Annotated in this window: 24 protein-coding genes; 9 read left to right on the forward strand and 15 right to left on the reverse strand. The window is 72.9% G+C overall.

Features of this window, described 5'->3' with window-relative positions:
- Position 1: 1 nt before the first annotated feature.
- The gene (locus AB0K18_RS44905) at positions 2–439 is read right to left on the reverse strand and encodes an ester cyclase (RefSeq protein ID WP_364927689.1); all 438 of its coding nucleotides are present in this window, start codon (positions 437–439) and stop codon (positions 2–4) included.
- Between the two features lie 232 nt (positions 440–671).
- Between AB0K18_RS44905 and AB0K18_RS44910 the strand changes: the two genes are divergently transcribed.
- Both AB0K18_RS44910 and AB0K18_RS44915 read left to right on the forward strand, forming a co-directional pair.
- Positions 672–1,040, forward strand: coding sequence for a hypothetical protein (locus tag AB0K18_RS44910; protein ID WP_355432596.1), 369 nt, complete (start codon positions 672–674; stop codon positions 1,038–1,040).
- A 79-nt stretch (positions 1,041–1,119) separates the two neighbouring features.
- The gene (locus AB0K18_RS44915) at positions 1,120–1,611 is read left to right on the forward strand and encodes a DUF6789 family protein (protein WP_364927578.1); all 492 of its coding nucleotides are present in this window, start codon (positions 1,120–1,122) and stop codon (positions 1,609–1,611) included.
- A gap of 110 nt (positions 1,612–1,721) precedes the next feature.
- Here the strand turns inward: AB0K18_RS44915 and AB0K18_RS44920 are convergent, their stop codons facing one another.
- From AB0K18_RS44920 to AB0K18_RS44930, 3 genes are all read right to left on the reverse strand, one after another.
- Positions 1,722–3,344 (reverse strand): RecQ family ATP-dependent DNA helicase, encoded by a 1,623-nt coding sequence (locus AB0K18_RS44920; protein ID WP_364927581.1) that lies wholly within the window; start codon positions 3,342–3,344, stop codon positions 1,722–1,724.
- 82 nt (positions 3,345–3,426) lie between these two features.
- A complete protein-coding gene (locus AB0K18_RS44925) occupies positions 3,427–3,870 on the reverse strand; it encodes a DUF4383 domain-containing protein (RefSeq protein ID WP_364573360.1) in 444 nt (147 codons plus the stop codon).
- 72 nt (positions 3,871–3,942) lie between these two features.
- Positions 3,943–5,289 carry a potassium transporter TrkG gene (locus AB0K18_RS44930; protein ID WP_364927583.1) on the reverse strand — a complete coding sequence of 449 codons (1,347 nt, stop codon included), beginning with the start codon at positions 5,287–5,289 and terminating at the stop codon, positions 3,943–3,945.
- A gap of 184 nt (positions 5,290–5,473) precedes the next feature.
- On the opposite strand from AB0K18_RS44930, the gene AB0K18_RS44935 reads away from it, so the two are divergent.
- Entirely contained in the window at positions 5,474–5,995 is a 522-nt protein-coding gene (locus AB0K18_RS44935; protein WP_364927586.1) for a hypothetical protein, read from the forward strand.
- 16 nt (positions 5,996–6,011) lie between these two features.
- Here AB0K18_RS44935 and AB0K18_RS44940 read toward each other — a convergent pair whose 3' ends face one another.
- Positions 6,012–6,467 carry an Lrp/AsnC family transcriptional regulator gene (locus tag AB0K18_RS44940; RefSeq protein ID WP_364573366.1) on the reverse strand — a complete coding sequence of 152 codons (456 nt, stop codon included), beginning with the start codon at positions 6,465–6,467 and terminating at the stop codon, positions 6,012–6,014.
- A gap of 111 nt (positions 6,468–6,578) precedes the next feature.
- Between AB0K18_RS44940 and AB0K18_RS44945 the strand changes: the two genes are divergently transcribed.
- Positions 6,579–7,052: a DUF2000 domain-containing protein gene (locus tag AB0K18_RS44945; protein ID WP_364927589.1), complete on the forward strand. Its 474-nt coding sequence runs from the start codon at positions 6,579–6,581 to the stop codon at positions 7,050–7,052.
- A 4-nt stretch (positions 7,053–7,056) separates the two neighbouring features.
- Here AB0K18_RS44945 and AB0K18_RS44950 read toward each other — a convergent pair whose 3' ends face one another.
- On the reverse strand, positions 7,057–7,305 hold the full coding sequence (locus AB0K18_RS44950) for a hypothetical protein (protein WP_364927592.1): 249 nt from the start codon (positions 7,303–7,305) through the stop codon (positions 7,057–7,059).
- Between the two features lie 137 nt (positions 7,306–7,442).
- Positions 7,443–8,297, reverse strand: coding sequence for a helix-turn-helix transcriptional regulator (locus AB0K18_RS44955; RefSeq protein ID WP_364927595.1), 855 nt, complete (start codon positions 8,295–8,297; stop codon positions 7,443–7,445).
- 186 nt (positions 8,298–8,483) lie between these two features.
- On the opposite strand from AB0K18_RS44955, the gene AB0K18_RS44960 reads away from it, so the two are divergent.
- Together AB0K18_RS44960 and AB0K18_RS44965 are read left to right on the forward strand one after the other, a co-directional pair.
- Positions 8,484–9,512 carry an alcohol dehydrogenase gene (locus AB0K18_RS44960; RefSeq protein ID WP_364927598.1) on the forward strand — a complete coding sequence of 343 codons (1,029 nt, stop codon included), beginning with the start codon at positions 8,484–8,486 and terminating at the stop codon, positions 9,510–9,512.
- Positions 9,513–9,823: 311 nt separating this feature from the next.
- Positions 9,824–10,096, forward strand: a complete 273-nt coding sequence (locus AB0K18_RS44965; RefSeq protein ID WP_364927600.1) for a hypothetical protein — start codon at positions 9,824–9,826, stop codon at positions 10,094–10,096.
- Here the strand turns inward: AB0K18_RS44965 and AB0K18_RS44970 are convergent.
- From AB0K18_RS44970 to AB0K18_RS44995, 6 genes are read right to left on the reverse strand one after another with little or no spacing between them, the layout of a single operon-like run.
- Complete coding sequence (locus AB0K18_RS44970) at positions 10,086–10,997, reverse strand: hypothetical protein (RefSeq protein WP_364927602.1); 912 nt, start codon at positions 10,995–10,997, stop codon at positions 10,086–10,088. The genes AB0K18_RS44965 and AB0K18_RS44970 overlap by 11 nt on opposite strands.
- Positions 10,994–11,467, reverse strand: a complete 474-nt coding sequence (locus AB0K18_RS44975) for a hypothetical protein (protein ID WP_364927605.1) — start codon at positions 11,465–11,467, stop codon at positions 10,994–10,996. Before AB0K18_RS44975 ends, AB0K18_RS44970 begins: the two co-directional genes overlap by 4 nt.
- 3 nt (positions 11,468–11,470) lie before the next feature.
- The gene (locus AB0K18_RS44980) at positions 11,471–12,682 is read right to left on the reverse strand and encodes a macrolide family glycosyltransferase (protein WP_364927608.1); all 1,212 of its coding nucleotides are present in this window, start codon (positions 12,680–12,682) and stop codon (positions 11,471–11,473) included.
- Positions 12,679–13,683 carry a patatin-like phospholipase family protein gene (locus AB0K18_RS44985; RefSeq protein ID WP_364927610.1) on the reverse strand — a complete coding sequence of 335 codons (1,005 nt, stop codon included), beginning with the start codon at positions 13,681–13,683 and terminating at the stop codon, positions 12,679–12,681. Before AB0K18_RS44985 ends, AB0K18_RS44980 begins: the two co-directional genes overlap by 4 nt.
- A gap of 42 nt (positions 13,684–13,725) precedes the next feature.
- The gene (locus AB0K18_RS44990; protein ID WP_364927613.1) at positions 13,726–14,565 is read right to left on the reverse strand and encodes an aldo/keto reductase; all 840 of its coding nucleotides are present in this window, start codon (positions 14,563–14,565) and stop codon (positions 13,726–13,728) included.
- Complete coding sequence (locus AB0K18_RS44995) at positions 14,537–15,361, reverse strand: nitroreductase (RefSeq protein WP_364927616.1); 825 nt, start codon at positions 15,359–15,361, stop codon at positions 14,537–14,539. The genes AB0K18_RS44990 and AB0K18_RS44995 overlap by 29 nt, the downstream gene beginning before the upstream one ends.
- A gap of 138 nt (positions 15,362–15,499) precedes the next feature.
- Here AB0K18_RS44995 and AB0K18_RS45000 point away from each other — a divergent pair, with 138 nt between their 5' ends.
- Positions 15,500–15,973: a MarR family winged helix-turn-helix transcriptional regulator gene (locus tag AB0K18_RS45000; RefSeq protein WP_364927618.1), complete on the forward strand. Its 474-nt coding sequence runs from the start codon at positions 15,500–15,502 to the stop codon at positions 15,971–15,973.
- 76 nt (positions 15,974–16,049) lie between these two features.
- Positions 16,050–16,250: a hypothetical protein gene (locus AB0K18_RS45005; protein WP_364927620.1), complete on the forward strand. Its 201-nt coding sequence runs from the start codon at positions 16,050–16,052 to the stop codon at positions 16,248–16,250.
- Positions 16,251–16,297: 47 nt separating this feature from the next.
- Here the strand turns inward: AB0K18_RS45005 and AB0K18_RS45010 are convergent, their stop codons facing one another.
- Positions 16,298–16,435, reverse strand: coding sequence for a YetF domain-containing protein (locus AB0K18_RS45010; RefSeq protein WP_364927622.1), 138 nt, complete (start codon positions 16,433–16,435; stop codon positions 16,298–16,300).
- 447 nt (positions 16,436–16,882) lie between these two features.
- Here AB0K18_RS45010 and AB0K18_RS45015 point away from each other — a divergent pair, with 447 nt between their 5' ends.
- Entirely contained in the window at positions 16,883–17,440 is a 558-nt protein-coding gene (locus AB0K18_RS45015) for a hypothetical protein (RefSeq protein WP_364927624.1), read from the forward strand.
- Here AB0K18_RS45015 and AB0K18_RS45020 read toward each other — a convergent pair.
- A complete protein-coding gene (locus AB0K18_RS45020) occupies positions 17,437–18,777 on the reverse strand; it encodes a cytochrome b N-terminal domain-containing protein (protein WP_364927627.1) in 1,341 nt (446 codons plus the stop codon). The two genes, AB0K18_RS45015 and AB0K18_RS45020, sit on opposite strands and share 4 nt — an antisense overlap.
- Between the last annotated feature and the right edge of the window lie 192 nt (positions 18,778–18,969).

Genomic DNA, 18,969 nt, shown 5'->3' on the forward strand with positions numbered 1-18,969 from the left:
GTCACGCGGGCATCCGCTCCAGCTCCAGCAGGCCGAAGCCGAGCTGGCTGTAGAGCTCCAGCTGGTCGTAGTACTCCCGGTGCGTACAGATCTTCCCGTCCTTGACGAAGCTGGTGCAGGTCGCCCTCACCGAGATGAATCGGCCCGTCGGCTCGATCTCCCGGCCGCCGGGCATCAGCAGGGTGCCGTTGTGGGTGCCGGTGTAGGTCCACTCGGTGACGGCCGGGTTGTCGCAGTCGCCCAGCTCGAACCAGGCCGCCGCGTGCCAGTCGGGAAAGCCCTGGAACGTCTGCTGGTACATCCACTCGATCTGGTCGTGTCCCTCGGCGACGCCGCCAGGGGTGACGTAGACGGCGTCCTCGCTGTAGCAGCTGAGGATGAGCGGCATGTCGTGGGCGTTGACCGCCGCGTTCAGCCGGTGCTTGAGATCCCAGAACATCGACACGGTTACCCCCAAGCCTGGTCGCCACGGCCGCCACCGGCCTTGGTGCACCTCCTCCAGTGTCGGCGGGACCCGCGGCACGGCGCTGCCAAGCCCCGCCAAAATCGCCATCCGCGCCGGGCTGCGACTCCAGCGGCCGGTAAACGCCAGGTTCGCGGGTGCCGGGCCGCTGTCCGGGCTCTTTCTGGGTAGGCGTACCGCCTCTGACCCACAGGAGAGGAGCGGTGCCGTGCACGCCTACCAGGAGCCGGTGATCGATCAGGTGCAGTCCGGGATGAAGGTCGTCGACAGCGACGGCAAGGAGCTGGGGACGGTGGAGTTCGTCAAGCTGGGCGACCCGGCGGCCGCGACCACCGAGGGCCAGGAGTCCGACCCGCGGCCCGGTGTCGTGCCGATCCTGGCCGACGTCTTCACCGACCCCGAGCCTGACCTGCCGCCCGCGCTCGCGGCCCGGCTGGTGCGTACGGGTTTCGTCAAGGTGGATGCCAAGGGGCTGTTCTCCCGCGACCTGTACGTCACCCCCGACCAGGTGGCCAGGATCGACGGGAACGTCGTGCACCTCAGCGCGGGTCGCGGCGCGCTGGCCAAGGAGAGCTGACCTGGGGGGCGCGCCCGCCTCCCGGCGGGCGTTTCCCCTGCCTTCTCTCGGGCAACCGGCTTGCATGATGCGAGCTCTCATGAAGGGCGCCGTGAGCGGCGTCCTCGCCACCGCCGCGATGAGCGGGGTCATGCTGGCCGGCAGCCGGATGGGCCTCATGCCCGACCAGCCGCCCAAGCGGATCGCCCGCGCGATGCTCCCGGGCCACAAGCACCGGCCGAAGTCCGGCGAGGGCGCCGCGGGCGCGCTCGCCCACTTCGGCTTCGGGGCCGCCGCCGGCTCCCTGTACGGCCTGCTCGCCCGCGGCCAGGCCCCGTCGATCGCCGGCATCGGCTACGGCCTGGCCATCTGGGCCGCCAGCTACCAGGGCTGGGTGCCCGGCATGAACATCCTCCCCGCCGCCACGGAGGACCGCCCCGGCCGCCCGGCCGTCATGATCGCCGGCCACGTGGTGTACGGCATGATGCTCACCAAACTGATGAACCGCCTCAACGCCAGCAAGGCGGCTGAAAAGCCGCAAGAGCCCACGTACATCCACGACACCGGCCACCTCGAACCCGCCCTCACCTGACAGCCCCCTCCGGCCCCGCCGCCGGCCGGACAGGCCGGCAGCGGCGGCGGTCAGGGCCCAGGGGTCGTATGGGTGGGAGCCGGGCACCGCCGTGGCCGTTCAGGGGGCGGTCAGGGGGTTGGGGGTTCGATGAGGAGGTCTTGGTCGAGGACGGTGTCGAGTTGCAGTTCTCGGTAGCCGGCCGTGTCGAACAGGACCGTCAGGCGGTCCTCGCCGCGCTGGATGACCTCGCCGGGCCCCCACGTACGGTGCTCGACCCTGGCGTGGGCGGCGAACGGCCCGCTCTCCTCCTCCACCTGCCGGTCGGCGGTGCCGGCCAGGCAAGTGTCGCAGTTGCCGCACGCGTCGGCGACCTGCTCGCCGAAGTAGCCGAGCAGGAACCGCCGACGGCAGTCATCGGTCTCGGCGTAGCGGCGCATCATCTCCAGCCGGGTACGCTCCACGTCCCGCCGCCGCTCGGCCAGCTCCACCGCCAGCTCGGCGGCCTCTTCAGGCGCGGGCGCGCCGGGCGCGGGCTCGACGCGGCGGGTGCCGACGCGGACGGCGCCGGCCCGTTCCAGCAGGTCGAGCAGCGTCGTCAGGCGGCGCGCCGACACGTCGGCCCGCTCACGCAGTGCACGCCGGTCGCACGCGCCGCCCTCCGCCACGGCCCGCGCCACCCTGGCCAGCACCTCGGCGTCCGGTACGGACCCGGTGAAGTAACGCTGCAAGCCCAGGTTCTCGGGACGATAGAACAGCGTCGCCGAGGCCCGCTCACCGTCCCGCCCGGCCCTGCCGATCTCCTGGTAGTAGGCGTCAGGCGACCCGGGCACCTCGGCATGGACGACGAACCGCACGTCCGGCTTGTCGATGCCCATGCCGAACGCGCTGGTCGCCACCACCACGTCCACGTCCCCTGACATGAACCTGCCGTGCACCTCGTCGCGCTCGGAGCGCCGCAGCCCGGCGTGGTAGGCCGCCGCCCGCACCCCGGCCTCACCGAGCAGCTCGCTCAGGCGGGTGGTCTGCTTGCGTACGGCCGTGTAGACGATGCCGGGCCCGGTCTCGGCCGCGACGGCGGAGACGATGTCGGCGGCGGGGTCGTCCATCATCCTGCGGACGGTGAGCGAGATGTTGGGCCGGTCGAACCCCTGCACGATCTCCACCGGATCCCGCAGCCCCAGCCGCTCGGCGATCTCCGCCCGCACGGGCGGTGCGGCGGTGGCGGTCAGCGCGGCGATCGCCGGCCGGCCGAGAGCCTCGGCGACCTGCCCCAGCCGCAGGTAGTCGGGCCGGAAGTCGTGACCCCACGAGGAGATCAGGTGCGCCTCGTCCACGACCAGCAGCGACGGCTTCGCGGCGGCCAGGTCGCGGACGACGTCCGGCTTGGCGAGCTGCTCCGGAGCACAGAACAGGAACTCCGTCTCCCCGGCGCGCAGCGACTCGAACGCGGTGCGCCGCCGTCCCGCCGAGGTGCCGGCGTCGAGGCTCACCGCCTCCTCGTCCCGCTCACGCAGCGCCTCGACCTGGTCGCGCTGGAGGGCGATGAGTGGGGAGACCACGACGGTGGGGCCGGGCAGCAGCAGCGCGGGCACCTGGTAGATCGCGGACTTGCCGGCCCCGGTCGGCATCACGACCAGCACGTCCCTGCCGCGCGCCAGCGCACTCATCGCGCCGAGCTGACCGGGCCGCAGGTCGGTCAGGCCGAGGGCCTGCCGCGCCACCCGCTCGCACGCCGCGCCCACGTCCTCCATCGAGGCCTCCCGTCTCGTTCTGCCCTGTGTCCTTCAGCAGGGACGGGTCGGCTGCCCGGCGCGTGGCCGGGCAAACGACAGGTCAGCGGGTGACGGCGGTCCGGCGGCTGAGCAGCACGCCCAGGCCGGTCATGCCGATGCCGAGGATGAGGTGCAGCCAGTTGTCGGCGGTGTTCAGCGGCACGAAGTTGGCCGGGCTGTCGTGCGTGATGAGCAGGCCGTACAGCCAGAGCACCAGGTAGATGACGCCGCCGCCGATGAGGAAGGCGCGCGCGCCGCTCCACGTCCTGGCCAGCAGCACGCCCGCGATGCCGAACAGCAGGTGGACGATGTTGTGCAGGATCGAGACCTGGAAGACGCCGAGCAGCATCGCGTCGGAGTGGTGACCCGCGAACTGCAGGTCGTCGTAGTTGGTGGTCACGCCCGGGACGAACCCGAGCACGCCGACCAGCAGGAACACCACGCCGGTGACCAGCGCGGCGAGCTGCAGCGGAGTGCGGTTTGCTGTGGTGCGCGAAGTGTTCATCTTGGGGGGCCTTCCTAGGTGTTTGGATCACCCCTCTACCCGAAGAGACGAACGCATTCGTCCCGGCGCGGCTCAGCCGATGATGACGCGCTCTTCAGGCAGCTCGTACCGGCGCGTACGCTGCTTCAACGCGAGCGCCGAGCCCAGCGTGAGCGGCCCGATGCGGCCCACGAACATCAGCAGGCTCAGCAGCACGTGACCGGCCACGGAGATGTCGGTGGTGATGCCGGTCGACAGGCCGTTGGTGGCGAAGGCCGAGATCACCTCGAACAGCACCCGGTCGAGGTCGTGTCCGCTGATGATGAGCAGCAGCCAGGTGGACAACGCCACCAGGATGACGCCGAGCAGCGTGATGGACAGCGCCTGCCGCTGGGTGGACGCGGGCAGCCGCCGGTGCCCGATGTTGACGTGCGTCTCGCCGCGCAGCTCCGACCAGATCATGAACACCAGGAAGCCGAACGTGGTGACCTTGATGCCGCCCGCCGTGCCCGCGCTGCCGCCGCCGATGAACATCAGGATGTCGGTGACGAGCCAGGAGGACGGGTACATCTGGCTGACGTCGAGCGTGTTGAAGCCGCCCGAGCGCGGCATGACGGCGGCGAAGAACGCGGCGAGCAGCTTGCCCGAGTCGTCGAGCGGGCCCATCGTGGCCGGGTTGCGCCACTCGGTCATCAGGAACGCGAGCGTGCCCCCGCCGATGAGCAGCACGCTCAGGCCGACCGTGACGCGGGTCAGCACCGACCAGCGGCGCGGGTGCCGCCACGTGCGCAGCAGCTCGAAGACGACCGGATAGCCGAGACCGCCGACGATGACCGCGGCGGCGATGGTCAGGCAGATCCACGGATCGGTGACGAACCGCATCAGGTTGTCCGGCCACAGGGCGAAGCCGGCGTTGTTGAACGCCGACACGCCGTGGAAGACGCCCAGCCACAGCGCCCTGCCGAGCGGCTCGCCGTAGCCGGTGACGAAGCGTGCGGTGAGGACCGCGGCGACCGCCGCCTCGCACACCAGCGTGAACATCACCACCTTGGCCAGCACCTGACGCAGGTCGGCGGCCACCACCGACTTGGTCTCCAGCTGCGCCGACAGCCGTGCCCGCAGCCCGATGCGGCCGGAGAGGATCACCATGACGAGCGTGGCGAGCGTCATGATGCCGAGCCCGCCCACCTGGAAGAGCACGGTGATCACCACCTGGCCGAACACCGACCAGTGCGAGGCGGTGTCGACCACCACCAGCCCGGTCAGGCAGACGGCCGAGGTGGCGGTGAAGAACGCGGTGATCCAGTCGCCCTCGTCCGAGGCCGTCGCCATCGGCGTGGCGAGCAGCGCGGTGCCGATCAGCACCGCCGAGCCGAACCCGGCCGCGATCACCACGGCGGGATGCCGGCCACGGCCCGCCAGCGCAGGCCGGCGCGTCACGGGGCCACCCCGCCTTCGAGGCCGCCGTAGTCGTCGTGCATGGGGGTGCCTCCGTCGGGCTCACGCGGCCGGAGACCTCGCGGACCAGGCGTTCCGGCGCTTCGAGGCCCTACGCTAGCGCAGCGGGGCCGCGGTGCCCGCCCTCCTCGATCATTTGTCACAGCCGCCGCGTACCGTGCTCACCATGACGAACGTGCACACACCACTCGACGGCGAGCGCTGGCAGCCCGGTGACCTCGTGGTCGACGCCGATGGCCGCCTGTTCAGCCGGGCGGGTGCGGACGACCAGGCCAGGGGGTTGCCCTGGGCGCGTCCGCGTGACGTGGCGCGCCGCGACGACGGCGGCGTGCTCGTGCCGGACGGCGAAGTGGGTGAGCAGGCGCCGGCCAGGCCGCTGACGTTGTTGCTGCGCGACGGCCGGCCAGTGCTGCCCGCCGTGCCCGCCGACCCCGCCGCCGTGCTCGGCACGCAGGCTCGCCAGACCGCCTCCGCGGCGGGCGTGGGCGGCCTCTATCTCGCGGCCACCGCCTTCGACCCCGACGGCGCGGGCGACACCAGGGCCGCCAAGCTCCGTGCCGACCTGCTCGATCACGTGGTGGTGGCGGTCAGCGCCGAGGAGTTGAGCGCGATGTTCGGCGGCGCCGCCGACGGGTTGCTGGTCGCGCTGGCGGAGTGGCACGAGCGCAGCGTGGGGGAGAGCGCCTGACCCGTCGAAGGGCGGGTCAGTTCGCTGGGGCGATCCGGTTGTTGCGGATGTGCTCGTAGACGATCGAGGTGCGCACGTCGGCCACCTCGGGCCGCTCGGTGAGCTTGTCGATGACGAACGCGTACAGGCTGTTGTTGTCGGGCACCGCCACGTGCAGGATGAAGTCCTCCGTCCCGGCCGTCACATAGACGCCGAGCGTGTCGGGCAGGCGGCTGACCCAGTTGCGGAAGCCCTCGATGTTGCGCCGGGACGGCGGGCGTACGCGGATGGCGATGAGGGCCTGCACCGGGCGGCCGATCGCGGCGAGGTCGACGTCGAGGAGCGCGCCTCGGATGACCTGCCGCTGGCGCAGCGCCCGCGTACGGTCGAGCGCCGTGGTCGGTGAGACGCCCACGGCCGCCGCGAGGTCGCGGTTGGTCATCCGTGCATCTGACTGCAGTTCGCGGACAATCGCCTTATCAAGTTCGTCCATGGCCGCCGAAAACCCGCCTTCTCCGATACATGTACGGATTGCTTGCTGCTCTAACGCATCGATGAATACCGTAACCCATTGGTTCCGTATGAACGAACAAGGGATTTCGCCATGTCAGACGGCAGCACCGTCGGCTTCGCGCCGGACGAGATCGACCCCACCGCCCCGACGAGGGCGGCCCGCCTGAAGTGGGTGATCGTCGTCAACGACGCCCTGCCCGCCGGCCGGGCCGTCAACGCGGCCGTGTGCGTCGCGGCGGCCACCTCATCGGCGGTCACCGGCCTGCTGGGCGACGACGCGATCGACGCGAGCGGCGCCGCCCACCCCGGCCTGCCCTGGGCGGGCTGCTCGGTGCTGGCCGCCGACGCGGCCACGCTGCGCACGATCAGGGCCAAGGCCGCCGCCGCCGACACCTGCCACGTGGCCGACATGCCGGCCGCGGCCCAGCACACCCGCGTCTACGCCGACTACCTCGCCACCGTGAAGGAGACCGCTCCCGAGGACATCGAGTATTACGCGGTCAGCGTCGTCGGCCCGCGCAACAAGGTCGACAAGATCGTCGGCCGCCTCCCGCTGCTCCCCTGAGCGGTCAGCGGGCGCCGGACCGGTCCGCCTCCAGCGCGCTGAGGAGTTTGGCGGAGACGGCGGCGAACGCGTCGAGCTCCTCCGGCGTCAGCCGCTCCACGAACAGGCACCTGACCTCGTCCGCGTGCCCCGGCACCGCCTTGCGCAGCGCGGCGAACCCCTCGTCGGTCAGCACGGCGTCGATGCCGCGCGAGCCGCACGGTTCGCGGGTGATCAGGCCCCGGCGCTCCATGCGGGTGAACTGGTGGTGCATGCGGCTCTTCTCCCACCCGGCGACCCGCCCCAGCTCGTACGCGCGCAGCCGCCCCCGGGCGCCGCCGTCATCGACGCGCGTACCACCTGTTCAAGGAGACCGGCCCGCGGCAGGACCTGTTCGCCTACAGCCAGGTCTCAGGAACGGGCCGTGTGGCCAGGCGCGGCCCAGCTGCTCAGCAGGCGCAGCGCGTCGGCGGTGGGGGAGCCGGGCTCGACGTTGTAGACGCAGAGCATCTGGTCGGCGTCGCCCGGCGGCATGAAGCTCTCGTACGAGAAGTGCAGCTCGCCCACCTCCGGGTGGTGGTAGACCTTGCTGCCGTGGGTGCGGCGCAGCACCCGGTGGTCGTTCCACCAGGTCGTGAACTCGGGCGAGCGCAGCGTCAGCTCACCCACCAGGTCGGCCAGCCGCCGGTCGCCGGGGTAGCGGCCGGCCTCGAGCCGGAGCATCGCCACCGTCTCCGACGCGATCCGCGCCCAGTCGCCCACCCGCTCGCGGGCGGCGGGGTCGAGCAGGTAGTAACGGGCGAGGTTGCGCTGCGGCGCGGGCAGCGCCTCGAAGTCGGTCAGCACCTGCCGGGCCAGGAAGTTGGCGGCCAGCATGTCGGTGCGCCGCCCGATGACGAACGCCGGCACGTGCTCCAGCGTCTGCAGCGTGAGGTGCAGGCCCGGCCTGACCCGCTGCGGCGCCACCGGGGCGTGCCGCGCCGGCGTGGGCCTGGCCAGCAGGTCGAGCAGGTGCTCGCGCTCGGCGGGGTCGAGCTGCAGGGCGCGGGCGAGCGACTCGACCACCTCAGGGGACGGCGTGCCGACCCGGCCCTGCTCGAGCCGGGTGTAGTACTCGGTGCTCATGCCGGCCAGCCGGGCCACCTCGTCGCGGCGCAACCCCGGCACCCTGCGGGCCCGGCCGTCCGCCGGCAGCCCCGCCTCGTCAGGGCTGAGGCGGGCGCGCCGGGAACGGAGAAAGCCGGCGAGTTCGCTCCTACGGTCCATGGTCCAAGTGTGATCCGCGTGCGGGCGGCGCGGCCACCCGAAGGTGGCCCTGTCAGTACCTGCCTTGCCGTTACCTGCCCGCGAAGGGCCTGCTCAGGCCCCCGGTGGCCGGTCCCGGAGTGGTGTGCTTGACGTGGGCCGGCGAGCCGGCCCCACCACGTTCGTTCTCCGCTCAAGGGGTACCTGATGTCCATGACCACTCTCTACCGCGCCGCCCAGGTCAACGAGGCCGGCGGACCGTTCGACCTGGTCGAGCGCGAGCTGACCGAGCCGGGCCCCGGCCAGGTCCGCGTCGCCGTCGAAGCGTGCGGCGTGTGCCGCTCCGACGCCGGGTTCGTCAACGCTGGCTTCCCGAACGTGTCGTTCCCGCTCGTCACCGGCCACGAGATCGCCGGCCGCGTGGACGCCGCCGGCGACGGCGTCGAGGACTGGAACGTCGGCGACCGCGTGGCCGTCGGCTGGTTCGGCGGCAACTGCGGCACCTGCCGGTCCTGCCGCGAGGGCGACTTCATCCACTGCGCCCGCATGCAGGTGCCCGGCTGGGCCTACCCCGGCGGGTACGCCGAGTACACCACCGTGCCCGCCTCCGCGCTCGCCCGCGTCCCCGACGAGATCAGCGCCGTCGAGGCCGCGCCCATGGGCTGCGCGGGCGTCACCACGTTCAACTCGCTGCGGCGCAGCGCCGCACGGCCCGGCGACCTCGTCGCGATCCTCGGCCTCGGCGGGCTCGGCCACCTCGGCGTGCAGTTCGCCAACAAGCTGGGCTTCGAGACCGTCGCCGTCGCGCGCGGCGCCGACAAGGCCGACACCGCCAAGCACCTCGGCGCCCACCACTACGTCGACTCCACCGCGGGCGACGTGGCCGGGCAGCTCCAGGCGCTCGGCGGCGCGAGGGTCGTGCTGGCCACCGCCGCGAGCTCCGAGGCGATGAGCGCCGCCATCGACGGCCTCGGCGACAACGGCGAGCTGGTCGTGCTCGGCGCCACGCCCGAGCCCATCCAGGTCAGCCCGTTCCAGCTCATCACCAACAGCAGGACCGTGCACGGCCACCCGTCGGGCACCGCCCGCGAGGTCGAGGAGACGCTGCGCTTCGCCGCGCTGACCGGCGTGCGGGCGCTCACCGAGACTCGGCCGCTGGAGGAGGTCGCGGCCGCCTACGACCGCATGATGTCCGGCGAGGCCCGTTACCGCATGGTCCTCACCACCGGCCACTGACGGCGGGGCGAGAGCGGCGCGCGGGCGCGGACGGCACTAATCTGATCACCCGTACGATCGTCCGACCTGACGGGGGACCGCCGTGACCGTCCATCGCGCACCCGATCACCTGTGGGCCGGGGGCCACAGGGTCCTCGACCGGCTGGGCGAGGGCGGCCAGGGCACGGTCTACCTGGCGGAGTCGCCGGCCGGCGCCCGGGTGGCGATCAAGGTGCTGCACGCCTCGCTCTGTCTTCACCGGCTGGATCAAGGACGCCGACGACTACGTCACCGCCTGGTACAACAACACCCGCGGCACCACCGGCTTCGACGTGCGGGTCGGCGGCGAGTTCCGCACCGACGTGCCCGTCCAGATCCCGCACCGCTTCAGCCCGGGCGACCGGCTGGCCCTGGTGCTGTCGGGCGCCACGATCACCTCCTACGCCGAGCACCAGGGCACGTGGCAGCGCCTGCACACCGCTCCCATCGCGGGCCTGCTCACCACCGACCAGGACAGGCGCGCCTACCGCTACGGCTTCGGCCTGCGCGGCACCACCGGCACGATCGCGATCACCCGCCTGGAGGGCCGGAGCGTCACGGGCTGAGCGGCTCGCGGATGAGGCGGACGACGGTGTCGGCGGTGTGGTCCAGGTAGGTGCGGCCGCCGGGCAGCAACGCGTCCGGGCTGATGTAGCTGCGCCGCCCCATGTGGGTGGCCGGGTCGAGGCGATGCGTGGCGACCTTGCCCGCGCGGACGGCCCGGTTCCAGCCGCTGCCCCTGGCCGCCGGCCAGCGCTGCGGGAACAGGATCAGACACAGGCGCTCGATCCAGTCGGCGTCGCTGGTGAGGCGGTGCAGGCGGCGGGCGTGGGTGAGGTCGTTGGCGCCGTTGTGGAAGCCGCCGAGCGTGATGAGCACGAGCGGGGCGGCCAGCCTGGCGTGCAGCTCCTTGACCGCGCCGGTGGCGACCTGCGCGCCGCCGCTGTAGCTGAGCAGCACCACGGGGATGCCGCTGCCGGGCCGGTAGCCGGCCAGCCGCAGCTGCCGGGCGATCTGGGTGCCGACCGCCCGGTTGTAGAGCGGGCGGTAGCGGCGGTCGGCGGCGACGAAGATCTGCATGACGTTGTGCAGGAAGAGCAGGATCTGCGCGCGGCGCCGCAGCCACGCCCACACGGGCCGGTCGGCGAGCGGGTCGGCCAGCGGCGAGTACGGCTGCACCTGCCCCAGCACCCGCACCTCAGGCGCCTTGTCGAGCAGCGCCTTGACCAACCGGCCGCCGTCACGGGTGTCGGTGAAGCGGCGCTTGCCGATGCCGTCCAGATAGACCAGGTACGCCGCAGGGGGACGGTCCGGGTCGGCGCCCCTGGCGTAGGGGAGGCCGTGGGGCAGTTCGCCGGTGGCGGTCCGCCAGCCGGCGGTGTAGACGAGCACCTCGTAGCGGGCCAGCAGCGCCTCGGCGAGCAGGACCATGCCGAGGGCCAGGAAGAGCAGCGGGAACTCGGTCATGCCGGCACCGCCTGGAGCGCGCTGATCCGCACGACCAGCCACCTGACGCCGCCCACGGCCACGCCCAGTCCCACCCCGGCGACCGCGACGCAGCCGGCGGCGCTCCACCAGCCCAGCCCGGTCGCCGTGGCCAGCGAGCCCGTGAGGTTCGCGCCGACCGCGACGATGAGCAGCGTGTGCAGCAGCGGCCCGAGCAGCGGGAACGCCACGACGGCGGCGAGCAGCAGCGGCGCCGCGAGACCGGGCGTCCACCCGGGAGCGGCCCCCGTGCGCGGGCTGTGCAGCTCGGCCAGCACGCCCGCCGCCCACGGCCACAGCGCGAACACCACGAACTCCACCACCGCCCCGGTCAGCAGCAGCCGCACCGCGTGCGCCCGCGACACGCCGGGCCGGCGCGCGATCAGCGGCAGGATCCGGCCCGCCGACTCCGACAGCCCGGCCAGCAGCAGGACGACCACGACGGCGGACATCGCTCACCGCCCCCGCGCGTTCGCGGGCACCGGCCTGCTGCCCTGGCCGAGGTGGCGTTCCAGCTCGTCGGCCGCGCGCCGGTAGCCGCCCGCCGCCCGCTGGGCGTCGCGCAGGTCGTACGCCGCGACGCGGAAGCGCGGCTCGCCGAGCAGCAGCCCGGCCCTCACCCGTACGGCCTCCGCGTCCGCCTCGTGCGGCGCCAGCGCGAGGCCCGCGCCCAGCTCCGCCACCCGCCGCGCCACCAGCGGCTGGTCCGCGCCCTGCGGGATCACCAGCATGGGGACGCCCGCGTGCAGGGCCTCGTTCACGCCGTTCATGCCGCCGTGGGTGACGAACAGCGCGGCGCGGTCGAGCAGCTCCAGTTGCGGGACGAAGCGGCGGGCCAGCACGTTCTGGGGCAGCGGGCCCAGCGCCGCCGGGTCGGTGCGGCCGGTCGAGATGACCACGGTGCCGCCCAGCGGGGCCAGCGCGGCGGCGAACGTCCGCAGCAGCTCCGGGCCCGCGTCGAGCACCGTGCCGGGGGAGGCGTACAGCACGGGGTCCCGCAGCTCGTCCATGGGGAACGACGGGTCCCGCGGGCGCTCGCCCAGGCTCGGGCCGACGAACCGGTACGAGCCGTCGAAGCTCTCCGCGTCCGGCTGGAACGCACGGGCGGTGAAGACCAGGTTGAGCGGCTGCCGGACGTTCGCGAGGTCGAGCAGCGGCAGCCGGCCCGTGTCGTAGGCCCGGTGCAGCTCCCACCGCGACCGCAGGTAGCCGGTCGCGGCGCCGGGCCTGGCCGCCGCCGAGGCGATCATCGGCCACGAGGCGCGGGTGGGGCTGGGGACGCGGCGGCCGAACGCGAACGTGGTGAACGCCGACACCGCCGGCACCCGCAGCTCCCCGGCCGCGACCGCGCCCCACGGGCAGGCCGAGCCGTGCACGACCAGGTCGGGGCCGATGCGGCGCAGATCGTCCAGCAGCGCGGGCAGCAGCGCGACGGTCGTGCGCGCGAGCCCGTCCAGCATCGTCAGAGGCGTCGGCCGCTCGGGCAGCGTCAGGTCGCCCCCGGGATGCGTGCGCACGGTCGCGCCGGTGGCGGCGACCACCTCGGCGAGCGCGGGCGCGACGTGGTAGGTGACCGTGTGCCCCCTGCGGACCAGCTCGGCCACGACCGGCAGCGTCGGGTTGACGTGCCCCTGCAGGGCGATGTTCACGAACGCGAAGCTGCTCACAGCCGGACCCCCGCTCCCTCATGGACGGCCGCCCGGCCGGCGCCCGCTCTGCGCAGGCCCGTCGTGTCCGCGCCGTGCAATGGAGGCTGCGTTCCGGCCGCCTGGTAGAGGCCGGGGCCGTCTATGCGCAGAGTGTCGAGGAAGTGGCCCGCCGCGGCGGCGGCCGTGTGGATCAGGCGGCGGGACTGGCGGAAGTCCCAAGGGGCCGGCCAGCTCTCGACGCCGGTCGGCAGCACGACGGTCGGGACGCGCTCGGACACCTCACGCAGGTCGCGGGCGATCTGGTGCTGCAACAGCAGCAGCCCCGCCCTCGCCGCGACCGCGCCCGCCCACCGGGGCGGGGCCGACGGGCGCGGCGGCATGCTCGTCTGTCCTGTCGCCAGCACGACCACGCTGGCCGCACCCGCCTCCAGAGCCGCCCGTACGGGGACGAACGCGATCACGCCGCCGTCCACGAGCGTCCTTCCGCCGCGTACGACCGGCGGCAGGATCCCCGGGATGGCGGCGCTGGCCAGCAGCGCCGACTCCAGGTCACCGTGGTCGAGCAGCGCGGGCGCGCCGGTGGCGAGATCCATGGCCACGGCGGCGAACGGCACGTCGAGCTGCTCGATCCGCGACGGCAGCCCCGCCTGGGCGATCAGCCGGCGCAGGCCGCGGTCGGCGAAGACCCCGGCCCGCGAGGGCAGGCGGCACAGCGGGAACACCTCCCGCCTGCGCACCCGCGTCCACACCCGGTCCAGCCACGGCGCCGCCGCACCCGGGTGGGCGGCCGCGATGGCGCCGTTGAGCGCGCCCACCGAGGTGCCGACGATCAGGTCGGGGACGAAGCCGCGCTGCTCCAGCGCGTACCCGATGCCGACCTGCGCGGCCCCCAGCACCCCGCCGCCGCCGACCGCGACGGCCACCGGCCGGGGCAGCGCCGCCAGCCCAGCAGGGCGCCCGTCCGGCAGCCGGCCGGTCTCCTCGGAGGCCAGGAAGCGGTGATGGGTCGTCATGGTCATGGCCGTCCTTTCTGCATGTACGCCCGGGACCGGCCGCGGGCGTCAGGCGAGATCGGCGAGGTCGTCGCCGGTGAGCGTGATCGAGCGGGCGGCCACGTTCTCCTCGAGATGGGCCAAGGACCCGGTGCCGGGGATGACCACGGTCACCGGTGAGACGGCCAGCAGCCAGGCCAGCGCGACCTGGCGCGGGGTGGCGGCGTGCCGGTCGGCGACCTTGAGCAGGCCGGGGTCGTCGAGCCCGCCGCCGGCGGGGAAGAAGGGCACGAAGGCGATGCCGGCCCGCGTGCAGACGTCGAGCACGGCGGTGCCGGCGCGGAGGCCGAGGTGGAAGGCGTTCTGGACGGCCGCGACCGGCGCGATGCCGACGGCCTCGGCGAGCTGGGCGGCGTCCACGTTGCTGACGCCCAGGTGGCGGATCAGGCCCTCGTCGCGCATCCGGGCGAGCACCTCGAAGCGCTCGGCCAGTGACTCGCCCGGCGCGGGTCCCGTGCCGCCGACGCGCAGGTAGACCAGGTCGAGCCGGTCGAGGCCGAGGCTCTCGAGATCGGACTCGACCTGAGCCCGCACCTCGGCGGGGGTGCCGGGCCGCGGACCTCCCGGCCCGAAGACCGGACCCGCCTTGGTGGCGATGACCAGGCCGCCGGGGTAGGGCGACAGGGCCTCGCGGATCAGCGTGTTGGCGCTGACCGTGCCGTCCTGGCTGCGGTAGAAGCCGGCCGTGTCGATGTGGTCGACGCCTAGCTCGACGGCCCTGCGCAGGACGGCGCGGCCCTGCTCGGCGTCGCGGGCGGGCCCGCCCGGCCCGGCCTGGGACAGGCGCATCGCGCCGAACCCGAGCCGGTTGATCGTCAGGTCACCGCCGAGGCGGAACTGGCTGGTCATATCTCTCCTGATGGGTGGGGGCGCCGGACCCGGCGGGCCGGTCGTCGTCCGGTGTCGGCCGCGGCAGGCGGGCGCGGACCGTGTGACCCCTGCGGCGGGCCGGGCGGCGCCGGCTCCGGCAGGCGGGGGAGGGGCCGCCGACGAAGGTGACGGTCTCCTCCAGGGGCGCCCGGCCCGTACGCGGCTGGCTGACCGAGACGTCCTCGAACCCGATCGACATGCCGCAGAACAGCACGAGCCCTTCGGCGGGCCGCACGATCTCGGCGACCGTCCTGCGGTAGACCGACCAGGCCATCTGCGGGCAGCTGTGCAGACCCTCCGCGCGCAGCAGGAGCATGACCGTCTGCAGGTAGATGCCGAGGTCGGCCCACTGCGCGGGGCCCATGTCGCGGTCGATGTAGACGAACAGCGCGGCCGGCGCGCCGAAGCACTGCCAGTTGTCCGCCGCGGCCCGCTGGCGGGCCTCCCAGTCCTCGCGTGCGATGCCGAGCGCGCCGTAGCGCTCCCGGCCGAACGCGGAGCGCCGCTCGCGGTACGGGGACTTCAGCTCGGCCGGGTACATCTCGTACTCGCGCTCGTCCCACGCGTCGCCGGTGGCCACGCGCTCTCCCGCGCGCCTCTTGAGCTCGGTGAGTCGCTCGCCGGTCACCACGTAGACGTGCCAGGGCTGGAGGTTCGAGCCGGACGGCGCCCACGCGGCGGCGGCCAGCACCCGCTCCAGCACCTCCTTCGGGACTGGGCGGCCGGTGAAGGCGCGCACTGACCTGCGGCTGGTGACGGCTTCGTAGACCTCCATGATTCCTCCCCCGATGGTCGTTACACTTATTACGGTATCACTAGAAATAGTATCAATCAATACGATTTCGGACGTGACTGGTGTGAGTTGTTTCACCTGAAACCGTCGCGAATGAGAGTGTTCGGGTAGTATGTCGGTATGACCGCACCTGAGCCCGCCACGCCCCGCGCGACCGACCGCCCAGGCGACCCCTCGCCCTTCGCCCTGGGCCTGCTCCTGCGCAAGGCCCACTGGCGGGCGGCGAACGTGCTGACCGAGGCGCTGCGGCCGCTCGGCATCGAGCTGCGCCACTTCGCCGTGCTCATCGTGCTGGTCAACCGCGGGCCCACCGTGCAGCGCGACCTGGCGGCCGCCACGGGCACCGACAAGGCGGGCGTGATGCGGGTCGTGGACGACCTGGAGCGGCGCGGCCTGGCCGTCCGCAGGACCGTTCCAGGGGACCGGCGCGTGCGCGTCGTGGAGATCACGCCCCAGGGCCTGGAGCTGTTCGACGCCGCCCACGTGGGCGCGGGGCCGCTGGCCGAGCGGCTCATCTCGGGCCTGGAGCCCGGCGAGGCCGAGCAGCTCAAGACCCTGCTGACCCGCTTGGCCTACCAGGACGACGCCTCCTGACAGGAGCGTTACAGCGGCCCGCGTACGGGAAGCCAGACGGGACGTATCCGCACACGTTCCGTGCCACGGGGGACCCATGAACGACAAGAAGGACCAGCCGATCGAGCGCGGGGACAGCGAGGAGGCCGCCGGCGCGCCGCTGACCCCCACCGAGGAGGAGACGCTCAGGCGCGCCGCGGGCGTCACGCCCGGGGTCACCCCCGGCACCGAGGACGTCGACGAGGAGGACGAGGAGGGCGACCGCCGCAGGCGCCTCGGCCCCCACGAGCTCGGCTGAACCAGCGTGTAACCGGCGAGCCCGTGCGGTCGCCGCGCCCACCGTGATCAGGGTCGTTTCGGGATCACGCTGATGACGCCGGAACGCTCCAGGGTGGCGTAGTCGATCTCGTCCAGGCTGCGGATGCCGTGCGTCGAGCAGGCATCTTGGAGCACCTGGCCGACGTCCAGGTGGTGGCGGCGCATCCGGTCGTCCAGCAGCCTGCCGCGCTCGATGAGGACGACCGGCGTGCTGCGCCGGCGTGCGCTTGCCGCTGACGCGGAAGATGACCAGCAGCGCCACGTAGATCGCCGCCGCGCGCACGACCGCGTCCATGCCGGGACCGCCTCCCAGGGATGGATGAACTGCCAGAAGCGGGCCGCGGGGCGCCCAGGGACGCCGATCGCGCCCCGCAGCGTCCCGATGTGGCGGGGTTGAGCTGGATCGACACCCCTCCCCCTGGGAGCCTGGTTACCCGTCGTGACCTGCGGATATGCGCGTAGCGGTCAGCGGGCGGACGCCTCCTCGCGCGACACCGGCGTGCCGCCGCCCCTTCCCGGTCACATCTGAGGATGGCCGGAGTGGTGGTGACATTGGGATAGGTTGTGCGATGGATCATGATCGATCTGCGTCGCCGAATGAGGAAGATGAGAGTGACCAATCGTCTGGCGCGTGTCATGGCCGGGTTCCTGATGTCGCCGGTCCTCGTCTCCTGCTCAGCCCCCGTCACCGACCCGCTGCTGAGGGACCCGGCCCAGTGGCCGCTCACCACGCTGCGCGGGCTGGTCGACCACGGCGAGCTGCCCGAGGAGGCCGAGCGTCCGCTCGCGCAGATCAAGGTCGGCACCTACGACATGATCGCCTGGGTCAACTCCGAGGGCCACTGCGGGCTGTCCGGCGCCGACTGGACCCTCGACCTCGACCTCACCCGCAGCCAGGGCCACCCGGCCAGGCAGCAGGGCTTCTCCGGGCCGATGGAGGCGGCGGTGAGCGGTTCGCGGGAGAGCGAGGCCAGCCTGTTCTGCACCCGCAGCCGCATGCTGATCAGGGTCGAGGGGCAGACCAGCGAGCCCTTCGTCTCCGGCGACGCGGTCGCGCAGATCGTGGACGGCGGGCTCAACGCCGTCGTGGGCCCGCAGGAGGCGCAGCGCGAGTCGCTGCCGCGCGCCGCGATCACCGTCGCGGGCCCAGGAATCGGCTCAGACCTCTAGCTCAAGACTTTGAGTTCGGGGCGCCGTTCGCGGCGGTCGGGCTCCAGGCGCTCGTGGAAGCCGCCGTCGGGGGTCCGCACGATGACGCCGCTCTCCACGCCGTGCTCGGCGGCCTCCCGCTCGGACTGCCGCAGCGCCAGGCAGATCCACCGGGTGACGACGAAGGCGACGACGGGGCCGATGAACACGGCGTACCTGAAGAAGATCGTCACCGACTCGACGGTCAGGTGGAAGCTGTGGGCGAGCTGGTCGTTGGCCGCCGCCGTCCACAGCAGGCCGTAGAACGTGACGCCGGCGACCGCGAGCGCCGTCTTCACCGGCTTCTCGCGCGGCCGGTCGAGCAGGCCGGACGCGGGCACGGGCCGGCCCCGCCGCATGGCGACGACGCGCTCGGCCACCGGGTACGCGGCCAGCGCGGTGAAGAAGACCCCGGGCACCACCACGGCCGGCACCAGGACGGCCAGGCTCAGCGTGTAGCCGCCGAGCGTCAGCTCCCAGCCCGGCATGATCCGCAGGGCGCCGTCGAGGAAGCCCATGTACCAGTCGGGCACCGAACCGGCGGAGACCTGCGTCGGCCGGGCGGGGCCGTACAGCCAGACGGGCGCGATCTGGAAGCCGAACCCGAAAATGATCAGCATGCCGGCGGTGGCGCCCGCCATCAGCGGGCGCGCGCCGCGCCGCACCGGCAGCGAGGCGACGAAGCGGGAGTGGCCGTTCCGCCGCACCAGCAGCTCGCGGGCGAGCAGCAGCGCGGCGACGACGAGCGAGAGCAGCAGGTGCCCGCCGTACAGGACCGGGATGACCTGCTCGCCGGGGAAGGCGGAGCCGAACAGCAGGGACGCCGCCCACGTGCCCACCACCGGCACGGACTGCACGACCGAGACCATCAGCCACAGGCTGCCGCCCGACAGCAGGTCGTCGGGCAGGGCGTTGCCGGTCTCGCCGGCCAGCATGCCGAGCCCCAGCAGGGCCACCCAGATCAGCCACTGCCCGGTGCGCGGCCTGCGGAAGGCGCCGGTGAGGAACATGCGCAGCAGCTGGAGCACGACCGCCGCCACGAACACCAGCGCCGACCAGTGGTGGATCTGCCGGATGAGCAGGCCGCCGCGCACCTCCAGGCTGAGCTGCATGGTCGAGTCGAACGCCTGGCTGACCAGCGCCCCGCGCAGCGGCGCGTACGGGCCGTCGTAGGTCACCTGGGTCATGCCGGGGTCGTAGAACACCATGAGCACGGCTCCGGTCACCGCCAGCACGACGAACGACCAGAGGGCGATCTCGGCGAACATGAACGACCAGTGAGAGAGCTGGAATGAGCGCCTGGCCTGTGCCGTACGCATGTGGGCCTCCCCCTGAAGGTGGTTTCACCCTGGAGACGGAATCGGGCCGGGATATGTGACGGAAAGCGAGGCTTTGGTAGCGGTGATGCGCGTCACTTACGCACCTAGCTGGGAGAACGCCCGATAGGCCGGGAAAAAATCATTCGCTTGTCCGGGTCGCGGACGGCACCATGTCGTGGGCCGCGTCGGCGA

Origin of the sequence: Nonomuraea sp. NPDC049421 (genome assembly GCF_040677005.1) — a bacterium.
Lineage (GTDB): Bacteria > Actinomycetota > Actinomycetes > Streptosporangiales > Streptosporangiaceae > Nonomuraea > Nonomuraea salmonea.